This is a genomic window from Pseudolabrys taiwanensis (assembly GCF_003367395.1).
GTDB classification, from domain to species: domain Bacteria; phylum Pseudomonadota; class Alphaproteobacteria; order Rhizobiales; family Xanthobacteraceae; genus Pseudolabrys; species Pseudolabrys taiwanensis.
The window spans coordinates 248,456-270,888 of record NZ_CP031417.1; the positions used below are offsets into that span (position 1 = coordinate 248,456).

The 22,433-nt window shown below is 64.6% G+C and carries 18 protein-coding genes; 6 read left to right on the forward strand and 12 right to left on the reverse strand.

From position 1 onward, the window contains the following. Positions 1–2 precede the first annotated feature (2 nt). The 9 genes from DW352_RS01175 to DW352_RS01215 all read right to left on the reverse strand — a co-directional run bounded on the left by DW352_RS01175 (position 3) and on the right by DW352_RS01215 (position 10,640). Positions 3–800, reverse strand: coding sequence for an enoyl-CoA hydratase/isomerase family protein (locus DW352_RS01175; RefSeq protein ID WP_115687752.1), 798 nt, complete (start codon positions 798–800; stop codon positions 3–5). 40 nt (positions 801–840) lie between these two features. Beyond that, on the reverse strand, positions 841–2,394 hold the full coding sequence (locus DW352_RS01180) for an AMP-binding protein (protein ID WP_115687754.1): 1,554 nt from the start codon (positions 2,392–2,394) through the stop codon (positions 841–843). Next, complete coding sequence (locus DW352_RS01185) at positions 2,387–2,896, reverse strand: (2Fe-2S)-binding protein (RefSeq protein WP_115687756.1); 510 nt, start codon at positions 2,894–2,896, stop codon at positions 2,387–2,389. Before DW352_RS01185 ends, DW352_RS01180 begins: the two co-directional genes overlap by 8 nt. After that, the gene (locus DW352_RS01190) at positions 2,884–3,711 is read right to left on the reverse strand and encodes an FAD binding domain-containing protein (RefSeq protein ID WP_115687758.1); all 828 of its coding nucleotides are present in this window, start codon (positions 3,709–3,711) and stop codon (positions 2,884–2,886) included. Before DW352_RS01190 ends, DW352_RS01185 begins: the two co-directional genes overlap by 13 nt. Beyond that, positions 3,708–6,653: a xanthine dehydrogenase family protein molybdopterin-binding subunit gene (locus tag DW352_RS01195; protein ID WP_115687760.1), complete on the reverse strand. Its 2,946-nt coding sequence runs from the start codon at positions 6,651–6,653 to the stop codon at positions 3,708–3,710. Before DW352_RS01195 ends, DW352_RS01190 begins: the two co-directional genes overlap by 4 nt. A gap of 119 nt (positions 6,654–6,772) precedes the next feature. Then, complete coding sequence (locus DW352_RS01200; protein WP_115687762.1) at positions 6,773–7,618, reverse strand: AraC family transcriptional regulator; 846 nt, start codon at positions 7,616–7,618, stop codon at positions 6,773–6,775. 591 nt (positions 7,619–8,209) lie between these two features. After that, positions 8,210–8,431: a hypothetical protein gene (locus tag DW352_RS01205; RefSeq protein WP_115687764.1), complete on the reverse strand. Its 222-nt coding sequence runs from the start codon at positions 8,429–8,431 to the stop codon at positions 8,210–8,212. Between the two features lie 112 nt (positions 8,432–8,543). Further along, on the reverse strand, positions 8,544–9,137 hold the full coding sequence (locus DW352_RS01210; protein ID WP_115694182.1) for an NYN domain-containing protein: 594 nt from the start codon (positions 9,135–9,137) through the stop codon (positions 8,544–8,546). Between the two features lie 594 nt (positions 9,138–9,731). After that, positions 9,732–10,640: an IS1 family transposase gene (locus DW352_RS01215; RefSeq protein ID WP_115687766.1), complete on the reverse strand. Its 909-nt coding sequence runs from the start codon at positions 10,638–10,640 to the stop codon at positions 9,732–9,734. 534 nt (positions 10,641–11,174) lie between these two features. Between DW352_RS01215 and DW352_RS01225 the strand changes: the two genes are divergently transcribed. Continuing rightward, complete coding sequence (locus tag DW352_RS01225) at positions 11,175–11,933, forward strand: hypothetical protein (RefSeq protein WP_162826705.1); 759 nt, start codon at positions 11,175–11,177, stop codon at positions 11,931–11,933. Positions 11,934–12,295: 362 nt separating this feature from the next. Here DW352_RS01225 and DW352_RS26595 read toward each other — a convergent pair whose 3' ends face one another. Then, the gene (locus DW352_RS26595) at positions 12,296–12,451 is read right to left on the reverse strand and encodes a hypothetical protein (protein WP_162826706.1); all 156 of its coding nucleotides are present in this window, start codon (positions 12,449–12,451) and stop codon (positions 12,296–12,298) included. A 765-nt stretch (positions 12,452–13,216) separates the two neighbouring features. On the opposite strand from DW352_RS26595, the gene recA reads away from it, so the two are divergent. From recA to DW352_RS01245, 3 genes are all read left to right on the forward strand, one after another. Next, on the forward strand, positions 13,217–14,302 hold the full coding sequence (recA, locus tag DW352_RS01235; protein WP_115687772.1) for a recombinase RecA: 1,086 nt from the start codon (positions 13,217–13,219) through the stop codon (positions 14,300–14,302). Between the two features lie 234 nt (positions 14,303–14,536). After that, complete coding sequence (locus DW352_RS01240; protein ID WP_162826707.1) at positions 14,537–14,746, forward strand: hypothetical protein; 210 nt, start codon at positions 14,537–14,539, stop codon at positions 14,744–14,746. Positions 14,747–15,107: 361 nt separating this feature from the next. Beyond that, positions 15,108–16,181 carry an ABC transporter substrate-binding protein gene (locus DW352_RS01245; RefSeq protein ID WP_162826708.1) on the forward strand — a complete coding sequence of 358 codons (1,074 nt, stop codon included), beginning with the start codon at positions 15,108–15,110 and terminating at the stop codon, positions 16,179–16,181. Positions 16,182–16,332: 151 nt separating this feature from the next. On the opposite strand, the gene DW352_RS01250 is transcribed toward DW352_RS01245, so the two are convergent. Then, positions 16,333–17,499 carry an NADH:flavin oxidoreductase/NADH oxidase gene (locus tag DW352_RS01250; RefSeq protein WP_115687778.1) on the reverse strand — a complete coding sequence of 389 codons (1,167 nt, stop codon included), beginning with the start codon at positions 17,497–17,499 and terminating at the stop codon, positions 16,333–16,335. 267 nt (positions 17,500–17,766) lie between these two features. Here DW352_RS01250 and htpX point away from each other — a divergent pair, with 267 nt between their 5' ends. Both htpX and alaS read left to right on the forward strand, forming a co-directional pair. Next, positions 17,767–18,735: a zinc metalloprotease HtpX gene (gene htpX, locus DW352_RS01255; RefSeq protein WP_115687780.1), complete on the forward strand. Its 969-nt coding sequence runs from the start codon at positions 17,767–17,769 to the stop codon at positions 18,733–18,735. Between the two features lie 210 nt (positions 18,736–18,945). Next, positions 18,946–21,603, forward strand: coding sequence for an alanine--tRNA ligase (gene alaS, locus DW352_RS01260; protein ID WP_115687782.1), 2,658 nt, complete (start codon positions 18,946–18,948; stop codon positions 21,601–21,603). A gap of 78 nt (positions 21,604–21,681) precedes the next feature. On the opposite strand, the gene DW352_RS01265 is transcribed toward alaS, so the two are convergent. After that, positions 21,682–22,227 (reverse strand): AAA family ATPase, encoded by a 546-nt coding sequence (locus DW352_RS01265; RefSeq protein WP_115687784.1) that lies wholly within the window; start codon positions 22,225–22,227, stop codon positions 21,682–21,684. Between the last annotated feature and the right edge of the window lie 206 nt (positions 22,228–22,433).

A 22,433-nucleotide genomic window follows, 5' to 3' on the forward strand; every position in this document is an offset into this window, starting at 1 on the left:
GCTCAGCTCCCCTTGAACTTCGGCGGCCGCTTGGCGTGGAACGCCTCGACGCCTTCGCGGAAATCGTCGGATTGACGCAGGCGGCTGTAGCAGTGGCCTTCGAGCTCGATGGCGATCGAGAGCGAGGCATCCTCGGTGTCATTGAGCAGCTTCTTGGCCGTGCGCTGCGCGATCGGCGAGAAGGCACGCAATTCGTCGACCAGTTTGTCGGTCGCGGATTCGAGATCGGCATCGGCCACGCATTCGGTGGCGAGGCCCCAATCGTAAGCCTGACGGCCCGGAATGCGCCGCGACCGCATCACGATGTCCTTCGTGCGCGTGATGCCGACGATCTTTTGCAGGCGCGCCGATCCGCCGGAGCCGGGGATCTGGCCGAGCTTCTGCTCCGGCAGCGCGTACTGGCAGGTCTCCGACACGATGCGGAAATCGCAGGCCAGCGAGATTTCGAAGCCGACGCCAAAGGTGTAGCCGCGGTTGGCGACGATCACGGGCTTGGCGCAGCGCGCCGGAGCGGCGATGTTCCAGGCGAGCTTCGAGACATGTTCGGGCGAAGCTTCGAGGAAGCCGCGAATGTAGCCGCCGGAGGAGAAGTGCTCGCCCATCGCGCGCAGCACGATGACGCGGACGCGATCGTCCTCGTCCAGCGCCTCGAACGCCTTCCGCAGTTGATCGCGCTGCGGCATGGAGATCGTGTTCATCGGCGCGCGGTCGAGCACGATGTCGGCGCGTTCGCGCGCCGCATCGATCTCGACGCGGAAGCCGTCGAGGTTGGCGAGGTCGGGATGGGTCGTCTGGTTCATGTTCGCTTTCTCTTGTTCGCTTGCTGAACGGTGAAGGGGGTCATGCGACGTGACTGTCGCTGCGGGCCGGGGTGGCCGGTTCGTAGTCGCCGGCGACGAGCTGACGGCGCAGCAGCTTTCCGACGGTCGATTTCGGGATCGCTTTGATGAACTCGAAGCGGCGCGGGCGCTTAAAATTGGCGAGGCCCGAGGTGCGGCAGTGCTGGTCGAGTTCTTGCGCGGTGACGGGCGCGGTCGCCACGATGAACGCCACGACGATCTTGCCCCAACGTTCGTCGGGCAGGCCGACCACCGCGACCTCGCCCACGGCGGGATGCTTCGACAGACAGCTTTCGATCTCGACAGGCGAGACGTTCTCGCCGCCGGTGATGATCATGTCGTCGGCGCGGCCGGTGACGAACAGATCGCCATCGCGATCCATGAAACCGGTGTCGCCGGTGAAATACCAACCCTGCCGCAGGGATTTGGCATCGGCATCGGGGCGCCGCCAATAGCCCTCGAAGGCCTCGTCGCTCGAGGCCAGCGCGATGATCTCGCCTTCTTCATCGGTGGCGGCAAGATCGTCGTGATTGGCGGCGTTGAGCTTGACCACACGGATATGCTGATTGAGGCCGGCCTTGCCCGCGCTACCGGGCTTGGCGGCGGCATCCTGATTGATCGTGAAGGTGTAGATCTCGGACGAGCCGTAGTGATTGACGAAGAGCTCGGGCTTGAACGCGTCGGTCAGTTTGGCCAGCAGGCCGTCCGTCATCGGCGCGCCGGCGAAGCCGAGCTTGCGGACCGAAGAAACGTCGGTACCGGCGAAGCGCGGATGGTGCACGAGGTCGTGGTACAACGTCGGCACCAGATAGAGATTGGTGATGCGCTCGGCCGCGATCAATTCGAGCGCGCGCACGATGTCGAAGCGCGGCAGGCACACGAAGGTGCCGCCGATGAGCGACATGGCGAGCAGCGAGCGGACACCCATCGTGTGGTAGAGCGGCATGACGCCGAGCGTGCATTCGCCGCGGCCGTAGAGATTCTGCGCCACATGCGCGAGCGCTGCCATGCGTTCGGCGCGGTGGCGGCGCGGCACGCCCTTCGGCTTGGCCGTGGTGCCCGAGGTGTAGAGCATGAGCGAGGTGGCATCCGCCGCGGCGCGCGGGACGGCGGTCGGCGCCGCCGTTTCGGTCATCTTCGTGAAGGTGAGGTCTGAGCCGCTTGCCGGTTCGCCGACGGCGATGCGGATGATGCCTGCCGCGCGTTCGCTCTGGCGCACCGCTTCCACGGACACCTCTTCGAACACGATCGCCTTGGCGTCGGCATTGTCGATCACATAGTCGATCTCGTCGGCCTTCGCGCGCCAGTTGATCGGCGTGATGATGAGACCGGCGAACTGGCAGGCCCAATGCAGCGTCGCGGCTTCCCACCGGTTCTGCAGCGCCGTGACGACATGATCGCCGGCCGACAGGCCGAGCCCGTCGAGCGCGGCAACGACAGAGGAAATCGTCTTGAGCCATGCCGCATAGGTCAGCCGCACGTCGCCATCGACGATCGCGACGGCGTTCGGGTCGCGCCCGACACTGGCGATGAAGCTGGTGCCGAGATCAAACATTCGCAGTGCTCTCCTGAAGGATGGACGCAGCGTCGAGAATGGCGGCGATGATCGGCGTGTAGCCGGTGCATCGGCACAGGTGACCGCCGACGACTTCGCGCACTTCGGCCTCGGTCGGGTTCGGCCGCTCGCGCAGGAGCGCCGCCGCGGACATCAAAATGCCGGCGGTGCAGAAGCCGCATTGCAGCGCATGATGCCGGCGGAAGGCGGCTTGCAGGACGCTGAGTTCGTCGGCGCGTGGCGCCAGTCCTTCGACCGTCCGCACCGTGCGGCCTTCCAGTTGCACGGCCAGCGTCAGACAGGCGCGGGCCGGGACATCGTCGATCCAGATGGTGCAGGCGCCGCACACGCCGTGTTCGCAGCCGACATGCGTGCCGGTCAGTCCGAGCGTGTGGCGCAGGGCATCGGTCGCCAAGGTCCGCGTCTCGACGTCCATGCGCGCCGGCTGGCCGTTGATCGTGAAGGCAACGACGTGGCGTTGCTTGGCGCTCAACCGCGGCATCGCGTGGCCTCCTCGATGACGGCGCGGCCGATGTTGCGCACCAGATCGCGCCGCAGCCGCGCGGTGGCGTGGATGTCCTCGCGCGCGTCGAGCTCCCAGGCGAAGGCGTTCAGCGCATCGTCGAGCGCCGAGCCGTTCAGCAGCGGCCACGAGCGGCGTGACGGCGCATCGGCGACGCCGCCGACGGAAAAATGAATGTCGCGCGCGGTGACGACCGCCGCGCAGCCGACGATCGCGAAGTCGCCGTGCCGCCGCGCCACCTCGCGGAAGGCATAGCCGGCGCCTCGTTCGGCGACGGGGAACGCGACGGCTTCGATCATCTCGTCGTCGTTCTTGGCCGTCGTCATCATGCCGGTGAAGAAGCTGTCGGCCTTGACCGTTCGCCGCTTGGCCCGCGAGCGCAGCCGGATTTCGCCGTCGAGCGCGACGAGGCAGAGCGGGATTTCCGCGCTCGGGTCGGCATGCGCGGTCGAGCCGCAGATCGTGCCGCGCGATCGGGTCTGGTAATGGCCGAGCCAGGGGAGAGCCGCCGCGAGCAGCGGCTGCTCTTGCGCGAGCTCGGGCCTTGCCAGCAGCCGCGCCTGCCGCACGGCGGCCGGCACGACGATCATGTTGCGCTCGCGCTTGATCTCATCGAGCCCGGCGATGCGCATGATGTCGATCAGCACGGCGGGCTTGGCGAGCCGCATGTTCAGCATCGGCATCAGCGACTGGCCGCCGGCGATGATGCGTGCATCGGCGCCGTGTTCGGCCAGCGCCGCCAGCGCTTCGTCGATGGTCTCGGCGCGGAGATAATCGAAGGCTGCCGGCTTCATCCGCGCCTCCCGAACAGGCGCGAGAACCAGGAGCCTTGCCGCGGCGCGGCGCGGCGGCCGAGCGCCGCAAAGAACTGGCCGATGATCGCGCGCGCGGCGCCGTCGAGCAGGCGGCCGCCGATCGAGGCGACCTTGCCGCCGACCGCGGCCTCGTAGGAATAAGCGATGACGGTGCCGCCGCTGCCGTCGGCTGACAACGTCACGCGCCCGGCGCCGCCGCCGGTGCCGAGCGCGCCGACGACTGAGCCGGACAAGGTCGCGGCGCGCGGCGCGTCGAGATCGGAAAGTTGAATCTCCGCTTTGTAGCGGCCCTTCACCGGGCCGACGCCCAACGTCACGTCGGCCTTGAAATGCGTCGGCGACAGTTTCTGCACGCCGTGGCAGCCGGGAATGATGGAGGCGAGAACGTCGACGTCGAGCAGCATGTCCCAGATCGCCGACGGTTCGGCGGCGACGCGCGCCTCGCCTTCGCCGCGCAAAGTGCGATCGCCGGGCTTGGCTTTGGGCGCGGCGGCCTTCGTCGCTTGCGGCGGAGGCGGCGGCTCCGGCGTATCGATGAGCGCGTTCACGGTGCCGAGCTTGAGCGGCAGCGTCACGTCGCTGACGCTCAGCGCATCGGCCACCGCATTGGCGAAGCAGACCGGCGTCGACATGCAATTGCCTTCGCCGACGCCTTTGGCGCCGAGCGGGGTGAAAGGCGAGGGCGTCTCGATGTGGAGGATGTCGATGTCCGGCGTTTCCGTCGCGGTCGGCAGCAGATAATCGGCGAAGGTACCGGTCAGGAACGCGCCGTCGTCGGCATAGGCCAGCTCTTCGTAGAACGTCGCGCCGAGGGCTTGGGCGAAGCCGCCGCGGATCTGCCCTTCCACCATGCCGGGATGCAGGATGCGGCCGCAGTCGTGCATCGTGATGTATTTGTCGATGAGCACCTTGCCGGTCGCGCGATCCACTTCGATGCCGCACATGTCGAAGATGAAGCCGTGGCAGAGCGACGAATTGATCTCGTCGGCCGGTGTCGGCGCGGTGAGCTCCGGCGGCGTCCAGAACACGGTCTCGCGGATGGTCTGATCGCCGGCATCGCCGACCAAGGCCGGCGACCAATGCGACAGCGCGGCGATGCGCGCGAACGGCATCACCGCCTTTTCGTGCGGTCCGCGAATCTTGCCGTCGGCGAACGTGATCTCGTCGGCTTCGACGCGCAACTGTTCGGCGGCGATCTTTGCAAGCTTGGTGCGCAGGCGCTCCGCCGCGAGATGGCTCGCACCGGCGACGGCCGCGGCGAAGCGGCTGGAGTAATTGCCCGACGCGATCGACCAGGCGTCCTTGCCGGTGTCGAGATCGGTCGCGACACGGATGTCGTCGGGTTTCAAGCCGAGCACGTCGGCGACGACTTGCGCGATGACGGTGCGATGGCCCTGACCCTGCGGCGTCGATGAAATATGCACGCTGACCGAGCCGACGGGATCGATGGCGATGGTCGCCGTCGCCTGCGCGCCGTTCTTCGGCCCCGCCTTGGCGCGCTCGTTCGCGGTCAGCACGGTGGTGATGTAGCCCATGTTCGAGACGCTGGGCTCGACTACGGCGGTGAAACCGATGCCATAGAGGCGCCCCGCCGCGCGGGCTTCGTCGCGGCGGCGGCGCAGTTCCTGCAAGCGGCCGTCGCCGACGGCGGCATCGAGCGCGCCGATATAATCGCCGGAATCGTAAAGCGCGCCCGTCGCCGTGCGATAGGGAAAGGCCTCGGTTTGAATGAGATTGCGCCGGATCACGTCGACCGGATCGAGTTTCAATTCGACGGCGATCCGCTGCATCAGGCGCTCGAGCGCGAAATACACCTGCGGTCCGCCGAAGCCGCGCACGAGGCCGGTCGGCGTCTTGTTGGTGAGCGCGACGCGGTTGCGGATGGCAACGTTCCGGACGTCGTAGGCGCCGGTCATGTTGCCGTGCATGCGATAGAGCGTCGCCGGCTCGGGCGCGCGCGGATAGGCGCCGCAGTCCTCGATCTGGTCCCAATCGAGCGCGGTGATGCGGCCTTCGCTCGTCACCGCGGCCTTGAGCGTTGTGACGCGGTTCGTCGCGGCGGTCGCGGCCACGAGATGTTCGAGGCGGTCCTCGATCCATTTGACCGGGCGGCCGCAAAGCCGCGCCGCCACCGCCATGAGGATGACGTAAGGCGCAACGCCTTGTTTGACGCCGAAGCTGCCGCCTGAGTCCGGCGGCATGCGCAACCGCAGCCGGTTGCCGGACACCTTCAGCGCGCGCGACAGCACGGCGTGAATGCTGAACGGGCCCTGGAAGTTGGTGAGGATGTCGTAGACGCCCTCATGCGGATCGTATTCGGCGACGACGCCGAACGTTTCCATGGGCGCGCCGGTGTTGCGCGGATAATGGATGGAGATCGATATCGTGCGATCCGCTTGCGCGAAGGCCGCCTCCGGATCGCCGTAGCGGAAGGTGCGGTCGCTGACGACGTTCGACGATGTGCCGTCGTGCAGCAACGGCGCGTCCGCGCGGCCGCTGGCGACCGGATCGACCACGGCCGGCCGCTGACGATAGGTGATCTCGATCAGATCGAGCGCGTCTTCGGCGATGTACCGCGTGTCCGCCACCGCGATGGCGACCGGCTCGCCGGCGTAACGCACGCGATCGACGGCAATCGGCCAGTTCTCGACGGCGCTCTTCAGGCCGGCGACCATGGGCGTCGTGAGCGCCGCGACATCTTTGCCGCAGATGATCGCCACAACGCCGGGCAGCGCTTTCGCCGCCGCGATGTCGCACGCAACGATGTCGGCGTGGGCGTGCGGTGAGCGCAGGATCGCGGCATGCAGTGTGCCTGGGCGGATCGGCAGGTCGTCGACGAACCGGCCGCGTCCGGTCAGAAGCGCGGCGTCTTCGACGCGCGGCAGCGACTGGCCTGTCCAGGGTGAGCTCTCAACTCGCAACGACGTTTCTCCCTCGCGCGCATCTTCGGGGCGCTTGAGGGCGGCAAACTGCTCTGCGTGTCGGTGAGCGGCGATCCCGGACGGTCGCGCGTTTTACCAAATAGTCTCAAAAACGGGGATCAGGCGCCGAGACGGGCGACCGTGCGGAATTCGCTCGGCGGAACGCTGCAATGATCGCGGAAGAAGCGGGTGAAGTGCGCCTGCGCGGTGAAGCCCAGCCGGTCGCTGATGGTGGCCAACGACGCATTGCTGTCGATGATGGCGGCGACCGCCATCTCGACCTTGAGCATGTTCATGAACACATGCGGCGTCACGCCGGTCGAGCGTTCGAACATCCGGAAGAAGTGCGCCCGCGACATGCCGGCGGCCTTGGACAGATCGGTGACGCTCAAGCGCGCCGTCGGGTCGCTGCGCATCAGCGAAATCGAGTTGCGCACGCGCCAGTCGACGCGCGCGTTCTGCGACAATTCGCGCAAGGAGGCGCCGATGGTCCGCCACGGCGTGAAGCGCTGGATGACGGCCAGCATCAGCTCCGACAGCAGCTGCTCCTGATGCTTGCGCGCTTCCGGCTCGTGCACCATCTCGGCGGCGAGATCGAGCGCCAGCCTGCGGATATGCGCGGTCATGCTGCCGGCGGATTGCTCGAAGAAGCCGGGGGCGCCGCTGGCCGCCCAGTTCGACCGGAACGTCCGCAGCCATTCCGGCTCGATATAGAGCGCGAGAATCAGCGCATTCTTGCGATGCGGATTGTGCACATAGGCGTGCGGTTCCCACGCATTGACGAGCACGGCCATCTCGTCCGTCAGCGGCACCACTTTGTCGCCGACGAGAAACTGCGTGTCGTCGCCGTCGACCTTGAGCAGCACATGGCAATGCGGATGGGCATGACGGACAAGGCTGCGGTCCATGTCCAGTAATGCCACACGTCCGAACTCGCCGTGTGCGATGCGCAATGCGTCCGACATCGATATCCTTGGCTCAGCGGGAGCTGAAAGCGGCTTTCATTATAGGGGTATCACGCGCCCTATAGCCACTACCCAAAGTAGTGGCGGCATTCTCGCGTTCGGACGTTGTCGCACGATGTTCCGCCGCGCGGTGTTCTCACCGCGAAGGCCCGGGCGCATCGGCCGCCGCTAATTGGCGCGGGAGCGCCACCGCCCGCGGGCTTTCAGGGCAGGGTCCACGAGAGAGGCCGGCGGCCGGCGCCGCCTCAAATGCCCATTTGCGTCCCGCGCTTTTGCAGATCGCTATCGCCGGTCGAGATCTCGCACACGGGGCACGCGAACCTTTGCTGCTCGTTGTCCGCGCCATCGCGAGAAACGCAGGCGAGCCACATTTGCGAGCCGCATTGTGGACACGTGGGCCGGTCGATTTCGTTTTGCCGAAAATGGATGTTCTTGCTGTGCGGCACGATTTCTCTCCTTTTTCGTCGCTAGGCGGGAGCGCGGTCGTGTCTCTCAGCCACCGGCGCCTACGGATAGGGGCTTGGCCGGTGATGTTCTTAATCTATATCGCCACGGCGCCTACTTAAGTGTCATTAGACATAGTGGCGCGCTTTATTTCCCGTGCGGCGACCAGTCCCAGGTCGGCCTGATAGGGACCTCGACCTGAGCATCGAGGTCCCAGCGGCTGCCATGTTTCCGCAGATATTCGATGACCGTCTTGGCGATCTCCTGCCGGTCCGAATCGGTGAGGACACCCTTCCGCCCGTGGATTTTGCATTTGATGAGGGCGAAGCAGATCGCGTCCCGCAGAAGCTCCCCGCGCGTGAAATTCAAAACAGGCCACTCCTCAATTCAAACTAGGCCACTGGGGGTCGAAACAGGCCAGCACCCCCACCGCCCGGTACTGGCCGAAATAGGCCAGTCGGAGAGGCAAAGTAGGCCACTATCAAAGAACGATATCGACGTGCGCCTTTAGTGCGCGTTTCACGCCATGCCCCAGATGGTCCAAATAAACTCTTACGCCTTCACGCCGCGCAAACTTGAAGGCCGGCACCATATCGCTATCGCCAGTTACGACCACAATGATGTCAACCAACTTGCCTAGCGATAGACGGGCAATGTCGAGGCCGATGCGGAGGTCGACGCCCTTCTGTTCTATGTTTGGAACGAGGTCGGCAGCGGCAAGGGTCCGTGCGCCATTTTTTGCTAAGTTCTGCATGGCTGCGTTGCCAAGGGCCCAGCCGTGCACAGCCGTATCGCCCTGCCGTAGGGCAAAATCAGGCTGCATTTCGAGACCCTGCTGCAGGGCTACATTAGCTCTGTAGTGGGGGTGTGATCCAAGATCGAGAGCGGTACCATCTAACGGGTTGGTCAGGCGCCCAGAGGCAGGCGGAGCGTCATAAAAATAAACTCGCAAAAGGCTGAAAGCAGCCAGTTGTGGGCTGATTTTAATCCTTTGAACTTCCGCTTCTATTTCAGCGACGGTCGGGAAATGCTTGTTGCGTTGTTGAAGTTTCTTCTTGATGAACCCGCCGTCCATAAGGACAGCATACTTGCCCACCATACCCCCCAAAGACACAGACCCCGCCCACTCGTAGCGTCGTGAGACGCTTTCCATCAAGGACGAATGGACGGGGCCGGTTCTGTGTAACGGCTAAATGGGTAGTCTGGTTCTAATTTCCAGTCAATTAAGATCGCCGCACTGTACATATAAAGATTTCTTTATGAAGGGGTGCAAATGTGTTAAGGATTCGTACATGCGAAGCAGTGCTTTTATAGGCACCACCAATTCAGGATTTCTCTCGGAAGGGAGAAAAAAGAATGGCGGGCTGCCACCCGCCATTCTCATTCGCGTTAGAGCACTAAAAGGGGGCTGCTAATCCGCCTTAGCGGCTCGGCAGTCCCCGGCAGTGTGCCCGCACGTGCTCCAACTTGCCAAAGCGAAGCCGCCGATAAGAGCGGACATGCACCGGCATGTTGAGCGGGCAGAAAAGATCCATCTGCATGAACGATCACCTCCTTTCTCGGGGTTGAGCCCCGCCATCAGAGGGCCGTCCGGAGATTGGAAGCGATTCAGCAGCGGTCTTTCCGCCTCTTCAAATTACACGCGAATCGAGGACGGTCTAGCATTTTGCTACCCCTTTCCGCCTTCGATTACCCGAAACCGCTTCCGCCGATCCGGCGCGGTCGTTACCGGCGTAATCGGCTGCGTCGCCAGCGCCGCGTCCAGCAAGTCCGCCACTGTCCAAACCCTATCGGCAACGCCAAGCGCCATAGCTGGCGTGCTCCGTAGGCTTTCGTGGACGCGGCACAGGTTGTAATGCGCAACGTAGAGCGACACGGCGGCGCAGTGGTTATCCAGCTTTTTTGAAAAGCCGTTGCTGAGGCGCGAAAACCGTTTTGATCCCATCCGGATCGAAAGGTTGCTGCGTTCAACGTAGCTGGTCGAAATGTGCGACGGCACGCCGCTTACTACGTCGTATTCTACGGCTACTACCTGCGCGGGGGAGTAGCGCCGCGCGGCTTCCTTCATGCCGATGTGCGTTACGCTGTAGGTCTTGTTGACGACGCCATGGGCGATGCGGTTTCCGAACTCGGCACGGATGGCGTTCTGATACGGCAAGAAGCCGTCAGTGCTGATTTCCGGCGAGCCGATGACCCGTTGGCGCAGGTCCGCGATAAACTCGTGCGTATTGCCGCTGTCGCGCTTACCGGTGAAGTAGCTGATGATCGCGCGGCTGGAGGCGCCCAAAGCGATGTAGGTGTACTGGTCGCCAACGCTGGCCGCGCCAAGATCGTTTTTACCGACGCGTACCTGCTTCTTGGCGACGAAGCTCCAAAGCTCGTCAAGCTCCAGCCGGGAGGGGCGCAGGCCGACCATCATGCGGTCATGAAGCTCTGCGCAGCCGCGCCCGACTTTGAGGGCAAGCGCGCCGACCGTGCCACGGTTGACGCCGGTAATACGAGAGGTAGCTCGGATGCCGAGGCCGTCGCAAAGCGCGGCGATGACTTCAATCTGCTTTTCGCGGGGAAGGATGTTCACGGGGCCAATCCATGAAGCTAGGGGACGGCCCGAAGGGGGGACTCTGGAAAAACGGCTTTGAATCCGCTATATATTCCGTGGTCACGACTTCGGGGGCCAAATCCCGGGGTTGCTGATCAGGGACCGGCACGATTGCCGTCGGGTCGGTCCCACTGATTCGATGGTTCGGGGCGCCGGATTCGGACCGACATCTCCACGCTTGTAGGGGCGGGTGTCCTACCGTTAGACGAGCCCCGAGAACTTGAAGCCGATTGCAAGGCCGCTTTTCCCTAGTTTGAAGCCCGGGGAAGGCGGCCTTTCCTTTTTCCGGGCCCCCTTGGCTCGGCTAGCGCGTCCGGGGGCTCAAACTCTCCTCAGCATAGCTGCACCTCAGTTGGTTTGCAGAATCTATTGCAGATTTAGGATACGGTCAAGCGTCATATCCTAAATCTTCAAATGAATGTCTTGACGGAAGGGTATGGTTGCCGTAGTTAAGGTCAGCGCCAATCCATCGGCGTGTATGGAGAAAGCCCTATGACTGGCGAGAAGCTATCCATGGCCGAGGCCAAGGCCTCGTCCGATGATGCGGGGCGGCAGCGATCTACCATCGCTTTTCCCTACGTCAGCTTGAATGATGCGATGAAACTTGCCGAGGCGATCCACGGGAACGTGGGCCTTGGAGAGTGCGACGACGCGCAACTGGCTGCATGGACCGGGCAGAGCACTAAAAGCAGCGGCTTTCGCGTGCAGCTAAGTGGTGCCCGTATGTATGGACTTATCCAAACAGACGGCAATGGGCGGCACCGTCTAACTGACTTGGGCCAAATGGTCATTGACCCTAGTCGAGCCCGTGAGGGGAAGGCGACCGCGTTCCTAAATGTGCCCCTCTACAAAGCTATCTTTGAGAAGTACCGGAGCGGAATTTTGCCCCCTAACGCTGCCGCTCTAGAGCGAGAAATGGTTAGCCTCGGCGTGTCCGACAAAGTGAAGGATCGGGCGCGGCAAGCGTTTGAAAAGTCGGCCGAGCAATCCGCCTTTTTCGAGCATGGAAAAAACCGATTGGTTATGCCGGGTTTCGCCGCGCGAGATACTGTTCGGGATGAGCCAAAGGCCGAGCCTGAGGCTTTGGCGCACGGCGGCGGTAATGGTGGGGGCGGTGGCGGTGGGGTAGATATTGACCCCATTATCCGGGGACTTTTGGTCCGCCTCCCGAAGTCCGGCGAGGTATGGCCTGAGGAGGAACGGAAGCTCTGGCTCCAGCTGCTCGAAGGTAGTTTCAAACTCATCTACCAGGAGGGTCCTAAAACGAACTAGACGGCTGACCTCCGAGGTGTAGATTCCGATTCGCTTCTGGCTCTGCCCGGAGCGAAAGCAAGAACGCCGCCCGGTAGGCGGCGCTCTGCAGGCGAACGTCCCATAAAGGGGCGGTTTGGGGCCGTCTTTCCTTGGTCGGGGGGCGGCCCCCTTCTTTTTCTGCCAAGCGACAGAAGAAGCTCGAATCTCGCGTGTTTCACGTGAGACAAACAATGCGTACTTTTTCGTTATGCGTCAAACGCATGTCAAAAAAATTCTTTGCAAATCCGCGCATTAGCCGCCTCTTTGATGAGGCTAAAGAAGGATAGCGTCCGCATACGTTTCCCGTGAAACGCATAACTGAAACAAATGGCATGCTGCGGCTACTTTTCAGGTTGCCGCTTTTCGAGTGCTTTCACAGCTTCACCGATCTCGTGAATGAGGTGCTGTAGTGCGTCTACTTGGTTCTCGACCTTGGTGAGACGTGCTCGCAACCAATTGAGTTTTTCTCTGTCCGAGAAATCTTCCCAAGCTGACATGTTGCCCTCCGTTGTGGAGGCGTCATTCTGCAACCGAGGCCGCGCTTAATAAAGAGGCCGCCAACTAGGGCGGCCACTTTCTTCGCAATAGTCTGTCGGCGCGGGCGATTAGCTCTTTCGATTTTATGATTGACTCGTAAGAGGCGGCCACAGTGTCGTTTAATGAACGCGCTGCCTCGGCAATGCGGCGCTGTATTTCCGCAATCTCCGTCAAGAGAATTTGGTTGTCCGGCTGGGCCATGCGCGTTTCCCGTTGAAGGCGGGAGCACAATTGGTCTCTCAGCCACCGGCGCCTACGGCAAAGCCATCAGCCGATGATGGTGAACAGTGCGCTTGTGGGGCGGAGGTGTCGAGAGTTATTTCCCGTGCGGCGACCAGTCCCAAGTCGGCCTAATAGGCACCTCGACCTGAGCATCCAGGTCCCATCGATCGCCGTGTTTCCGCAGATATTCAATGACCGTCTTGGCGACCTCCTGCCGGTCCGAATCGGTCAGGACACCCTTACGCCCGTGGATTTTGCATTTGCCCAAGGCGAAGCAGATCGCCTCACTCAGAAGCTCCCCGCGCGTGAAATTCAAAACAGGCCACTCCTCAATTCAAACTAGGCCACTGGGGATCGAAACAGGCCAGTACCCACCGCCCGAAAAGAACATATTGCGAACGAGGAACAAATAGGGTACATTGCCTTTACATCAATTGATCCACGACGGCGGCGGCGACCCGCGTTGTCGGAGGTCCGAATCTTAGGCCATAAGGAGCGCGACAATGAGTCAGCCTGCCCTGCGTCTCGTCGAAGGATCGTCCATGGATAAGTCGAAAGCCCTCGCGGCCGCGCTGAGCCAGATCGAGCGCCAGTTCGGCAAGGGCTCGGTGATGAAGCTCGGCAAGAACGACAAGGCGATGGACATCGAGGCCATCTCCTCGGGCTCGCTCGGCCTCGACATCGCGCTCGGTATCGGCGGCCTGCCGCGCGGCCGCATCGTCGAGATCTACGGGCCGGAGTCGTCGGGCAAGACGACCCTGGCGCTGCACACCGTCGCCGAAGCCCAGAAGAAGGGCGGCATCTGCGCCTTCGTCGACGCCGAGCACGCGCTCGACGTGGTCTATGCGCGCAAGCTCGGCGTGAGCACCGACGATCTTCTGATCTCGCAGCCGGACGCCGGCGAGCAGGCGCTCGAAATCGCCGACACGTTGGTGCGCTCCGGCGCGATCGACGTGCTGGTGGTCGACTCGGTCGCCGCGCTGGTGCCGCGGGCCGAGCTCGAGGGCGAGATGGGCGACGTGCAGCCGGGTTCGCAGGCGCGCCTGATGAGCCAGGCTTTGCGCAAGCTCACCGCGTCGATCAACAAGTCGAAGACCATGGTGATCTTCATCAACCAGATCCGCATGAAGATCGGCGTGATGTACGGTTCGCCCGAGACGACGTCGGGCGGCAACGCGCTCAAGTTCTACGCCTCGGTCCGCCTCGACATCCGCCGCATCGGCGCGATCAAGGAGCGCGACGAGGTGATCGGCAACCAGACCCGCGTCAAGGTGGTCAAGAACAAGCTGGCGCCGCCGTTCAAACAGGTCGAGTTCGACATCATGTACGGCGAGGGCGTGTCCAAGATCGGCGAGCTGATTGATCTCGGCGTCAAGGCCGGCGTGGTCGAGAAGTCGGGCGCCTGGTTCTCCTATGACAGCCAGCGCATCGGCCAGGGCCGCGAGAACGCCAAGTCCTTCCTGAAGGAAAATCCGGACATGGCCGCCAAGATCGAAGCGGCGGTGCGCCAGAACTCCGGCGTGCTCGCCGAGGTGATCGTGACCGGCGAGAAGGAAGAAGACGACGACGAGGCCGATCCCAAGGATTGAAAGGGACAGGGCACCCCGCGCGATGTCGTCGATCCGACGTCCTCGCGCAGAGCCGGTCCGGACGGTGCAAAGGAGACCGCGGTCTCCGCTCTGACGCCGCCCGCGCCGGTCGAAGCGGTCCCGCAACCGCTTGGCCCGGAGTCCGAAAGTCCGTCGTCGTCGCAGGCGCCGATCACGCTTCAAGCGTCTCAGCCTGTCGATGAGGTTCCGGCGCCGCCGGAAGTGGACGTCGCGATGGCCGCCGCACCGGCGGACGTCGCCAACGATCCGAGCCCGAAACGGCCACGCGCCAAGGCAAAAGCGGCTGCCGAGCAAGCCGAGCCCGCGCGCAAGGCCGCTAAGGTCGAGCGGAAGGCCAAGGTCGCGCCAGCGGCCAAGGCCCCATCCAAGGCCGCGGCCCCCGCAAAGGCTGCGACGAAGAAGAAGGTCAAGGCCGGGCGGTGAGCCGTCCGTTCTTGAAGGTTCCGCATCATGTCCTGTCTCGCGTGACATGATGCGTTGCGCGTCTCGCCCCCGTCGGCACCCGGCTGCGTAAAGCGGCCGCCACCGAGGACGGGGGCGAAGGCGCGTCGGGGTGCGGCCGACATGCGGCGCGATGGCGTTTCGCGGCGGCAGCGGCAACAACCGCAAGAGCAACAACCGCGAGAGCAGCATCCGCACGAGCAGAACGCAGAAGCCCCGACGCGGGTGCAAGCACCCGCAGCGAAGGCACGGGACTTGCTAGCCCGATAGCTTTCTTTCTGCGGCCGGATCAAACGCGCCAGACGAAGCGCGGCCGGCCTCCTTTCGGGAGCTTCGAATCATCGTGTCACGCGCCATCCCCTTCGCATCTTTTGTCTCACGCCTCGCCGCCGTCGCCGTGCGCGCGGCGTTTCCGTCTCTCCTGGCGGCGTTCGCCGTTACAGCGGCCGCGCCATCGGCGCAGGCGGCGGATCTCGTGCCGTTCAAGGTGGTGCTCAATTTCCAAGCAGATGGTGCACTGAACGGCTTCTATCACGCGCTGGCCAAGGGCTATTACCGCGACGCCGGGCTCGACGTGACGCTCGATCATTCGAACGGCTCGGCCGATGCCATCGCGCGCGCGGCCGGCGGCCTCTACGACGTCGCGGTCGGCGACATCGCGACGCTCACCGAATTCACGCTGAAGAATCCGGACACCGCGCCGCGCGCCGTGTTCCTGCTCTACAACCGCTCGCCGCAGGCGGTCATTTCGCTGAAGAAGAGCGGCATCGCCAAGCCCGCCGATCTTGCCGGCCGCGTGCTCGGCGTCGGCGCGGCGGATGCGCCGTCGCGCATGTTCCCGGCTTTCGCCAATCTGGCCGGCGTCGATGTGTCGAAGATCGAACGGCGGCAGATCGCGCCGCGCGTGCGCGAATCCATGCTGATGGGCGGGCAGGTGGATGCCGTCACCGGCTTCGACTCCACCGTGTTCTTCAACCTGAAGAACAACGGCGTGAAATTCGATGAGGTGAACTTCATCTATTACGGCGACTACGGGCTCGACGTGTACGGCAACGCGATTCTGGCGAGCCGTGCGGCGCTGCGCGACAAGGCCGATCTCGTGCGCAAGTTCGTCGCCGCGTCGGCGCGCGGCTGGCGCGAAGCCATCGCCGATCCGCAAGGGACCATCATGGCGATGCGCAAGTTCAACGAAGTCGCGCCGCTCGAAAACGAAACCGAGCGTCTCGCGTGGGTCGGCCGCCGGCTGATCGCGCCGCCGGCCACGAAAGAGCAGGGCATCGGCTATTACGATAAGGCGCGGCTCGCGCTCAATCTCAAGCAGATCTCGCAGGCCTTCGGGCTCGACAAGGTGCTCACCGTCGAGGACATCTACGACGACCGCTTCCTGCCGCCGCGCGAGGAGCGGCTGGTGAAGTAGGAACGTCAGCCGCAGGCAAAGCGTCATCCCGGGTGAGCGAAGCGAGACCCGGGATCCAGTACGCCGCAGCGTATCGATAGGACACGGCGTACTGGATCCCCGCTTTCGCGGGGACGACAGCCGAAATCGTACTGCGCCGCCCGCGAGATCGTTACTCCGCCGCTTCGGTTCCTGTCGGATAAAGGCGCCGCACTTCCTCGCGCCGCTGCAGCCACCACGAATAGCGCTGCGGCAGCAGGTCGAGCGGATCGCCGGCCTGCAGCGTCTGCGCCGCATGCGCCGGCCAGTTCGGATTCCACATCATCTCGCGCGCCAGCGCGATGAGATCGCATTGGCCGGCGGCGAGATAGCCTTCCGCCTGCTGCGCCTCGGTGATCAGGCCGACGGCCATGGTCGGGATGCCGACGTCCTTCTTGATGCGTTCGGCGAAAGGCACGTGATAGCCCGGCACGCGCGGCACCACCGCGAGCGTCAAAGGCCCTTCGATGCCGCCGGACGAGCAATCGATCATGTCGACGCCGCGCGCCTTGAGTTCATGCGCGAGCGCCACGGTGTCGTCGAGCGTCCAGGCGCCGCCTTTGCCGTCGACGCAGGAGGCGCGGAAGAACAGCGGCCGGTCGGCCGGCCAGGCTTCGCGACAGGCTTCGATCAGTTCGAGGCAAAAGCGCATGCGGGCCGGACGATCGCCGCCATAGCCGTCGGTGCGGTGGTTGGTGATCGGCGAGAGGAACTGCTGGATGATGTAGCCGTGCGCGCCGTGGATCTCGCAGATGTCGAAGCCGGCATCGAGCGAGCGCTTGCAGGCGTCGACGTGCGCGGCGATGACGCGCTTGATGTCGTCGTGATCCATCTCGATCGGCACCATCGCGCCGGGCTTGAACGGAATGGGCGAGGGCGCATAGCCGCGCCAGGGCGCCTTGCCGGCCTTGGCATCGTCCTCCGACAGCGGCGAGAACCCGTCCCACGGCGCCTTGGTCGCCACCTTGCGGCCGGCATGGCCGAGCTGGATCGCCGACAGCGCGCCTTGATTGCGCAGGAAGTCGGTGATGCGGCGCCAGGCCTTGGCCTGCGCATCGGTGTAGATGCCGGGGCAGGAATAGGTCTTGCGCGCCTTCTCCTCGACCGATGTCTCCTCGACGAACACGATGCCGGCGCCGCCCATGGCGAACTTGCCGAGATGCACGAGGTGCCAGTCGGTCGGCTCGCCGTTGACGGCGGCGTATTGCGACATCGGCGAGACGACGATGCGATTGCGGGCGGTCAGGCCGCGCAACTTGAGCGGCGTGAAGAGCAGCGGATAGGCGGCAGTGTCGGACATGTTTTGGGATCGTTCACAGTTGACGCGGTGAAGCAAGAAAGCGGATGGGCATGCAAGTATCGGGCAAACGGGCGCGTTGTGCCGCCCGCCGCGCCGAAGAGCCCGGCCGCATTTTTGCATTTCTGCGGCCGTGGCGGTCCGGCAAAACCGGCGCCGGCGCAAGCCGGTGCGTCATCCTGTCCCGCGATCTTGCGCCAAGTGACCGTGCCACCGACATTTTCCCCGTCGGGCCATGGCAGACCCCATGCGCCCGTTTGAGAGGGAACAATGAACTACTTCCGTACTGCGCTCCTTTTGGCCGGCCTGACCGCCCTGTTCATGGGCGTCGGCTTCCTGATCGGTGGCCAGAGCGGCATGCTCTTCGCGCTGCTCATGGCCGGCGGCATGAACCTGTTCGCGTACTGGAACGCGGACAAGATGGTGCTGTCGATGCACGGCGCGCAGGAGGTCGACGCGCGCGCGGCGCCTGACCTTTACGCGATGGTGGCCGAGCTGGCGCGCCGCGCCAATCTGCCGATGCCGCGCGTTTACATCATGGACAACCCGCAGCCGAATGCCTTCGCGACCGGCCGCAACCCGGAGAACTCGGCGGTCGCCGTCACCACCGGCCTTCTGCGCTCGCTCAACCGCGATGAGATCGCGGGCGTGATCGCGCACGAGCTCGCGCACATCGCCAACCGCGACACGCTGATCATGACGATCACCGCGACGATCGCCGGCGCTATTTCGATGCTCGGCAATTTCGCGCTGTTCTCGGGCCTGTCCGGCAACCGCGACAACAATAACGGCCTCGGCGTCATCGGTTCGATCGCGATGATGATCCTGGCGCCGCTCGCCGCCATGCTGGTGCAGATGGCGATCAGCCGCACGCGCGAATACGCGGCCGACAATCTCGGCGGCCAGATCAGCGGCGAGCCGATGGCGCTTGCCTCCGCGCTCGCCAAGATCTCGCAGATGGCGCACGCGGTGCCGAACGAGACGGCGGAAGCGAGCCCGGCGACCGCGCATCTGTTCATCGTCAACCCGCTGTCGGGCGAGCGCATGGACAACCTGTTCTCGACCCATCCGGCGACCGAGAATCGCATCGCCGCGCTCCAGCAATTGGCGACGGCCATGGGGCGTTCCTACGCGCGACCCCAGCCGCCGCGCAGTGCCCCCTGGGGCGGCAGCACGGCCGCGCCGGGCGGTCCCTGGGGCGGCGGTGGCGCGGCTCGCCGCTCCGGGCCGTGGGGCTAGGGCGCCGTGTCGTCGCCCGCGTAAGCGGGCGATCCGGTTTCGCTGGCACCGGAGATTGCAGGACGCCCCGCTCGGCCGGGCACGACGGCCGGGAGGCGCCGTCCTCCCTCGACTCTCGGTGCCCCCGCCGTTAAATAAGCCCCTGAAACATCAAGCCGGATGGGGATTTAGCCCCCACGGGCAGAGGGGGCTCGCGCTAGCGTATTACCGATGAGTGGCGTCAACGACATCCGCAGGACCTTCCTCGATTATTTCGCCCGCAACGGCCACACGCCGCTGCCGTCGTCGTCGCTCGTGCCGCGCAACGACCCGACCTTGATGTTCACCAATGCCGGCATGGTGCAGTTCAAGAACGTCTTCACCGGTCTCGAAAAGCGCCCTTATTCGCGCGCCGCGACGGCGCAGAAGTGCGTCCGCGCCGGCGGCAAGCACAACGACCTCGACAATGTCGGCTATACCGCCCGGCATCACACCTTCTTCGAGATGCTCGGCAATTTCTCCTTCGGCGACTACTTCAAGGAGAATGCGATCGAGCTCGCCTGGAACCTGATCACCAAGGAATTCGGGCTACCGAAGGACAAGCTCCTGGTCACCGTCTACGCCGATGACGACGAGGCGCACGGCCTGTGGAAGAAGATCGCCGGCTTCTCGGACGACAAGATCATCCGCATCGGCACGTCGGACAATTTCTGGCAGATGGGCGACACCGGTCCGTGCGGCCCATGCTCGGAGATCTTCATCGATCAGGGCCCCGCGTTGCAGGGCGGCCCGCCGGGCTCGCCCGACGAGGACGGCGACCGGTTCCTGGAATTCTGGAACCTGGTCTTCATGCAGTTCGAGCAGATCGCGCCCGGCAACCGCCAGCCGCTGCCGCGCCCCTCGATCGACACCGGCATGGGCCTGGAGCGCATTTCCGCGATCCTGCAGGGCGTGCACTCGAATTACGACACGGATCTGTTCCGCGCGCTGATCGAGGCGGTGTCGCATGCGATCGGCCGCGGTCCGACGCATGAGAACCGCGCGTCCTATCGCGTGATCGCCGATCACCTGCGGGCGTCCTCGTTCCTGGTCGCCGACGGCGTGCTGCCGTCGAACGAAGGCCGCGGCTACGTGCTCCGCCGCATCATGCGCCGCGCCATGCGCCACGCCGAACTGCTCGGCGCGAAAGACCCGGTGATGTTCAAGCTGGTGCCGGCGCTGACGCGCGAGATGGGCCAGGCCTATCCCGAACTTCTGCGCGCCGAAGCGCTGATCACCGAGACGCTCAAGCTCGAGGAAACGCGTTTCCGCGCCACGCTGGCGAAGGGCCTGTCGATCCTCGACGAGGCGTCGAAGTCGCTCACCAAGGGCGACATGTTCGACGGCGAGACGGCGTTCACGCTGTACGACACCTATGGCTTCCCGCTCGATCTGACGCAGGACGCGCTCAAGTCGCGTGGCATCGGCGTCGACATCGCCTCGTTCACCGACGCCATGGATCGCCAGCGCGCGAAGGCGCGCGCCTCCTGGGCCGGTTCGGGCGAGGCGGCGCAAGAGGCGGTGTGGTTTGCGCTGCGCGAGAAGTTGGGGGCGACCGAGTTCCTCGGCTACGAGACCGAGAGCGCCGAAGGCGTCGTCTCGGCCTTGGTGAAGGACGGCAAGGAGGTCGCCGAGCTGAAGAAGGGCGACACCGGCGTCGTCGTCATGAACCAGACGCCGTTCTACGGCGAGTCCGGCGGCCAGGTCGGCGACACCGGCGAGATGCGCCGCGACGGCGTGCGCCTCACCGTCACCGACACGCAGAAAGAAGCCGGCGATCTGTTCGCGCATATCGTCAAGGTGGAAGAGGGCACGGTGAAGGCCGGAGACCCGCTCCTCCTGGAAGTCGATCACGCGCGCCGCACGGCGATCCGCCAGAACCATTCGGCGACGCATCTCTTGCACGAGGCGCTGCGCCTCGTGCTCGGCGATCACGTGGCGCAGAAGGGCTCGCTGGTCTCGCCCGACCGGCTGCGCTTCGACATCTCGCATCCCAAGCCGATCACGGTCGAGGAGCTGGAGAAGGTCGAGGACATCGCCAACGAGATCGTTTTGCAGAATTCGCCGGTGACGACGCGGCTGATGGCGCAGGACGATGCGATCGCATCGGGTGCGCGCGCGTTGTTCGGCGAGAAGTACGGCGATGAAGTTCGTGTCGTCGCGATGGGCGAGCCGAACGGCAATATGATGGGCTGGTCGGTCGAACTGTGCGGCGGCACGCATGTGAAGCGCACCGGCGACATCGGCCTCATTTCAGTGCTGTCGGACTCCGGCGTTGCCGCCGGCGTGCGCCGTATCGAGGCGCTCACCGGCAAGGCGGCGCGCAAGTCGGCCAATCACCAGGTGCAGCTGCTCAAGCATGCGGCGGCCGAGATGAAGACGTCGGTGGAAGAGATGCCGGCGCGTCTCGCGTCTCTGCTCGACGAGCGCAAGAAGCTCGAGCGCGATCTGTCCGACGCCAAGAAGAAGCTGGCGATGGGCGGTGGCGGCAGCAAGGCCGCTGCGGCCGACGACGTGCGCAGCGTCGGCGATGTGAAGCTGCTGGCGCGCGCCGTGACCGGCATCGAGCTCAAGGACCTGCGCAGCTTGGCCGATGAGGGCAAGAAGCAGGTCGGCTCCGGCGTCGTCGCCATCGTCGGCCTGTCGGACGACGGCAAGGCCGGCATCGTCGTCGGCGTCACCAACGATCTGACGTCGCGCTTCAACGCGGTCGATCTGGTGAAGAAGGGCGCCGAGGCGCTCGGCGGCAAAGGCGGTGGTGGCCGGCCCGACATGGCCCAGGCCGGCGGCCCGGACGGCTCCAAGGCCGACGCGGCGCTGAAGGCGGTCGAAACCGCGCTGGGCGGTTAAAAGCGAAAGCGCCAGCCACGATCTCTCTTTCCCTCTCCCGCAAGGGGCGAGGGGAAGTGTGCAAGTGGCGAAGTCGTGCTAAACGCTGCTGACCGCCTCCCGCACAAACTTCACCCGCGTATCGACCGGTGCGCGGGGCACCTCCACCAATGTGTAGCCGAGCTCGGTATAGACACCGGCCATGGCCGCGTAGGTCCGCTCGGCGACATCCCAGGTCTGCCGCCGCTCGCTGTCGGTTGCATAGATCGCGCGCCACGGCGGACAGATGAACACCCGGGCCTGATAGGGATGCGCCCGCGCAGCGCGCCACATCGCCTCCGGGATAGGGATGCCTTCCAGCCGCAAATAGCCGATGACGTCCGGAATGCCGCGATCGCAGAACACCGGCTGCGGCGCCGTACGCAGCCGCGCGTAGCTCTCGGCGTCGTGCGCGAGCATGGCTTGTGCAAAGGCGAGCGGGTCGATCCAGGGCAGGGCAGTCCCGCCTTGGGCCTGCTCGGCCCGGATGACGTGCCGCCCGGCTTCCGGCGCGACGGCGAAGCCGGCATGGGCCAGCGCACCGATCAGGGTGGTTTTGCCGGCGCCCGGGCCGCCAGTCAGGACAAAAAGTTTCGGGGAGCACATTGCGATATCCAGGCTGTGTCGGGGAAAAAGTCGCGCGGCAAATTGCAGCGGCGGAACCGTTCTGGCACAGAACGGGATGCCGTTCGGCCCCGCTCCAGCGGGGACCCAAGACCAAGAAGAAACGGGGGGATTTTTCGCGCGCGTCCCGTCCGCACGGGCGCAGGCGGAAGATGAGGCCGGCGACTTTGTCCGCAATGTGATCATCG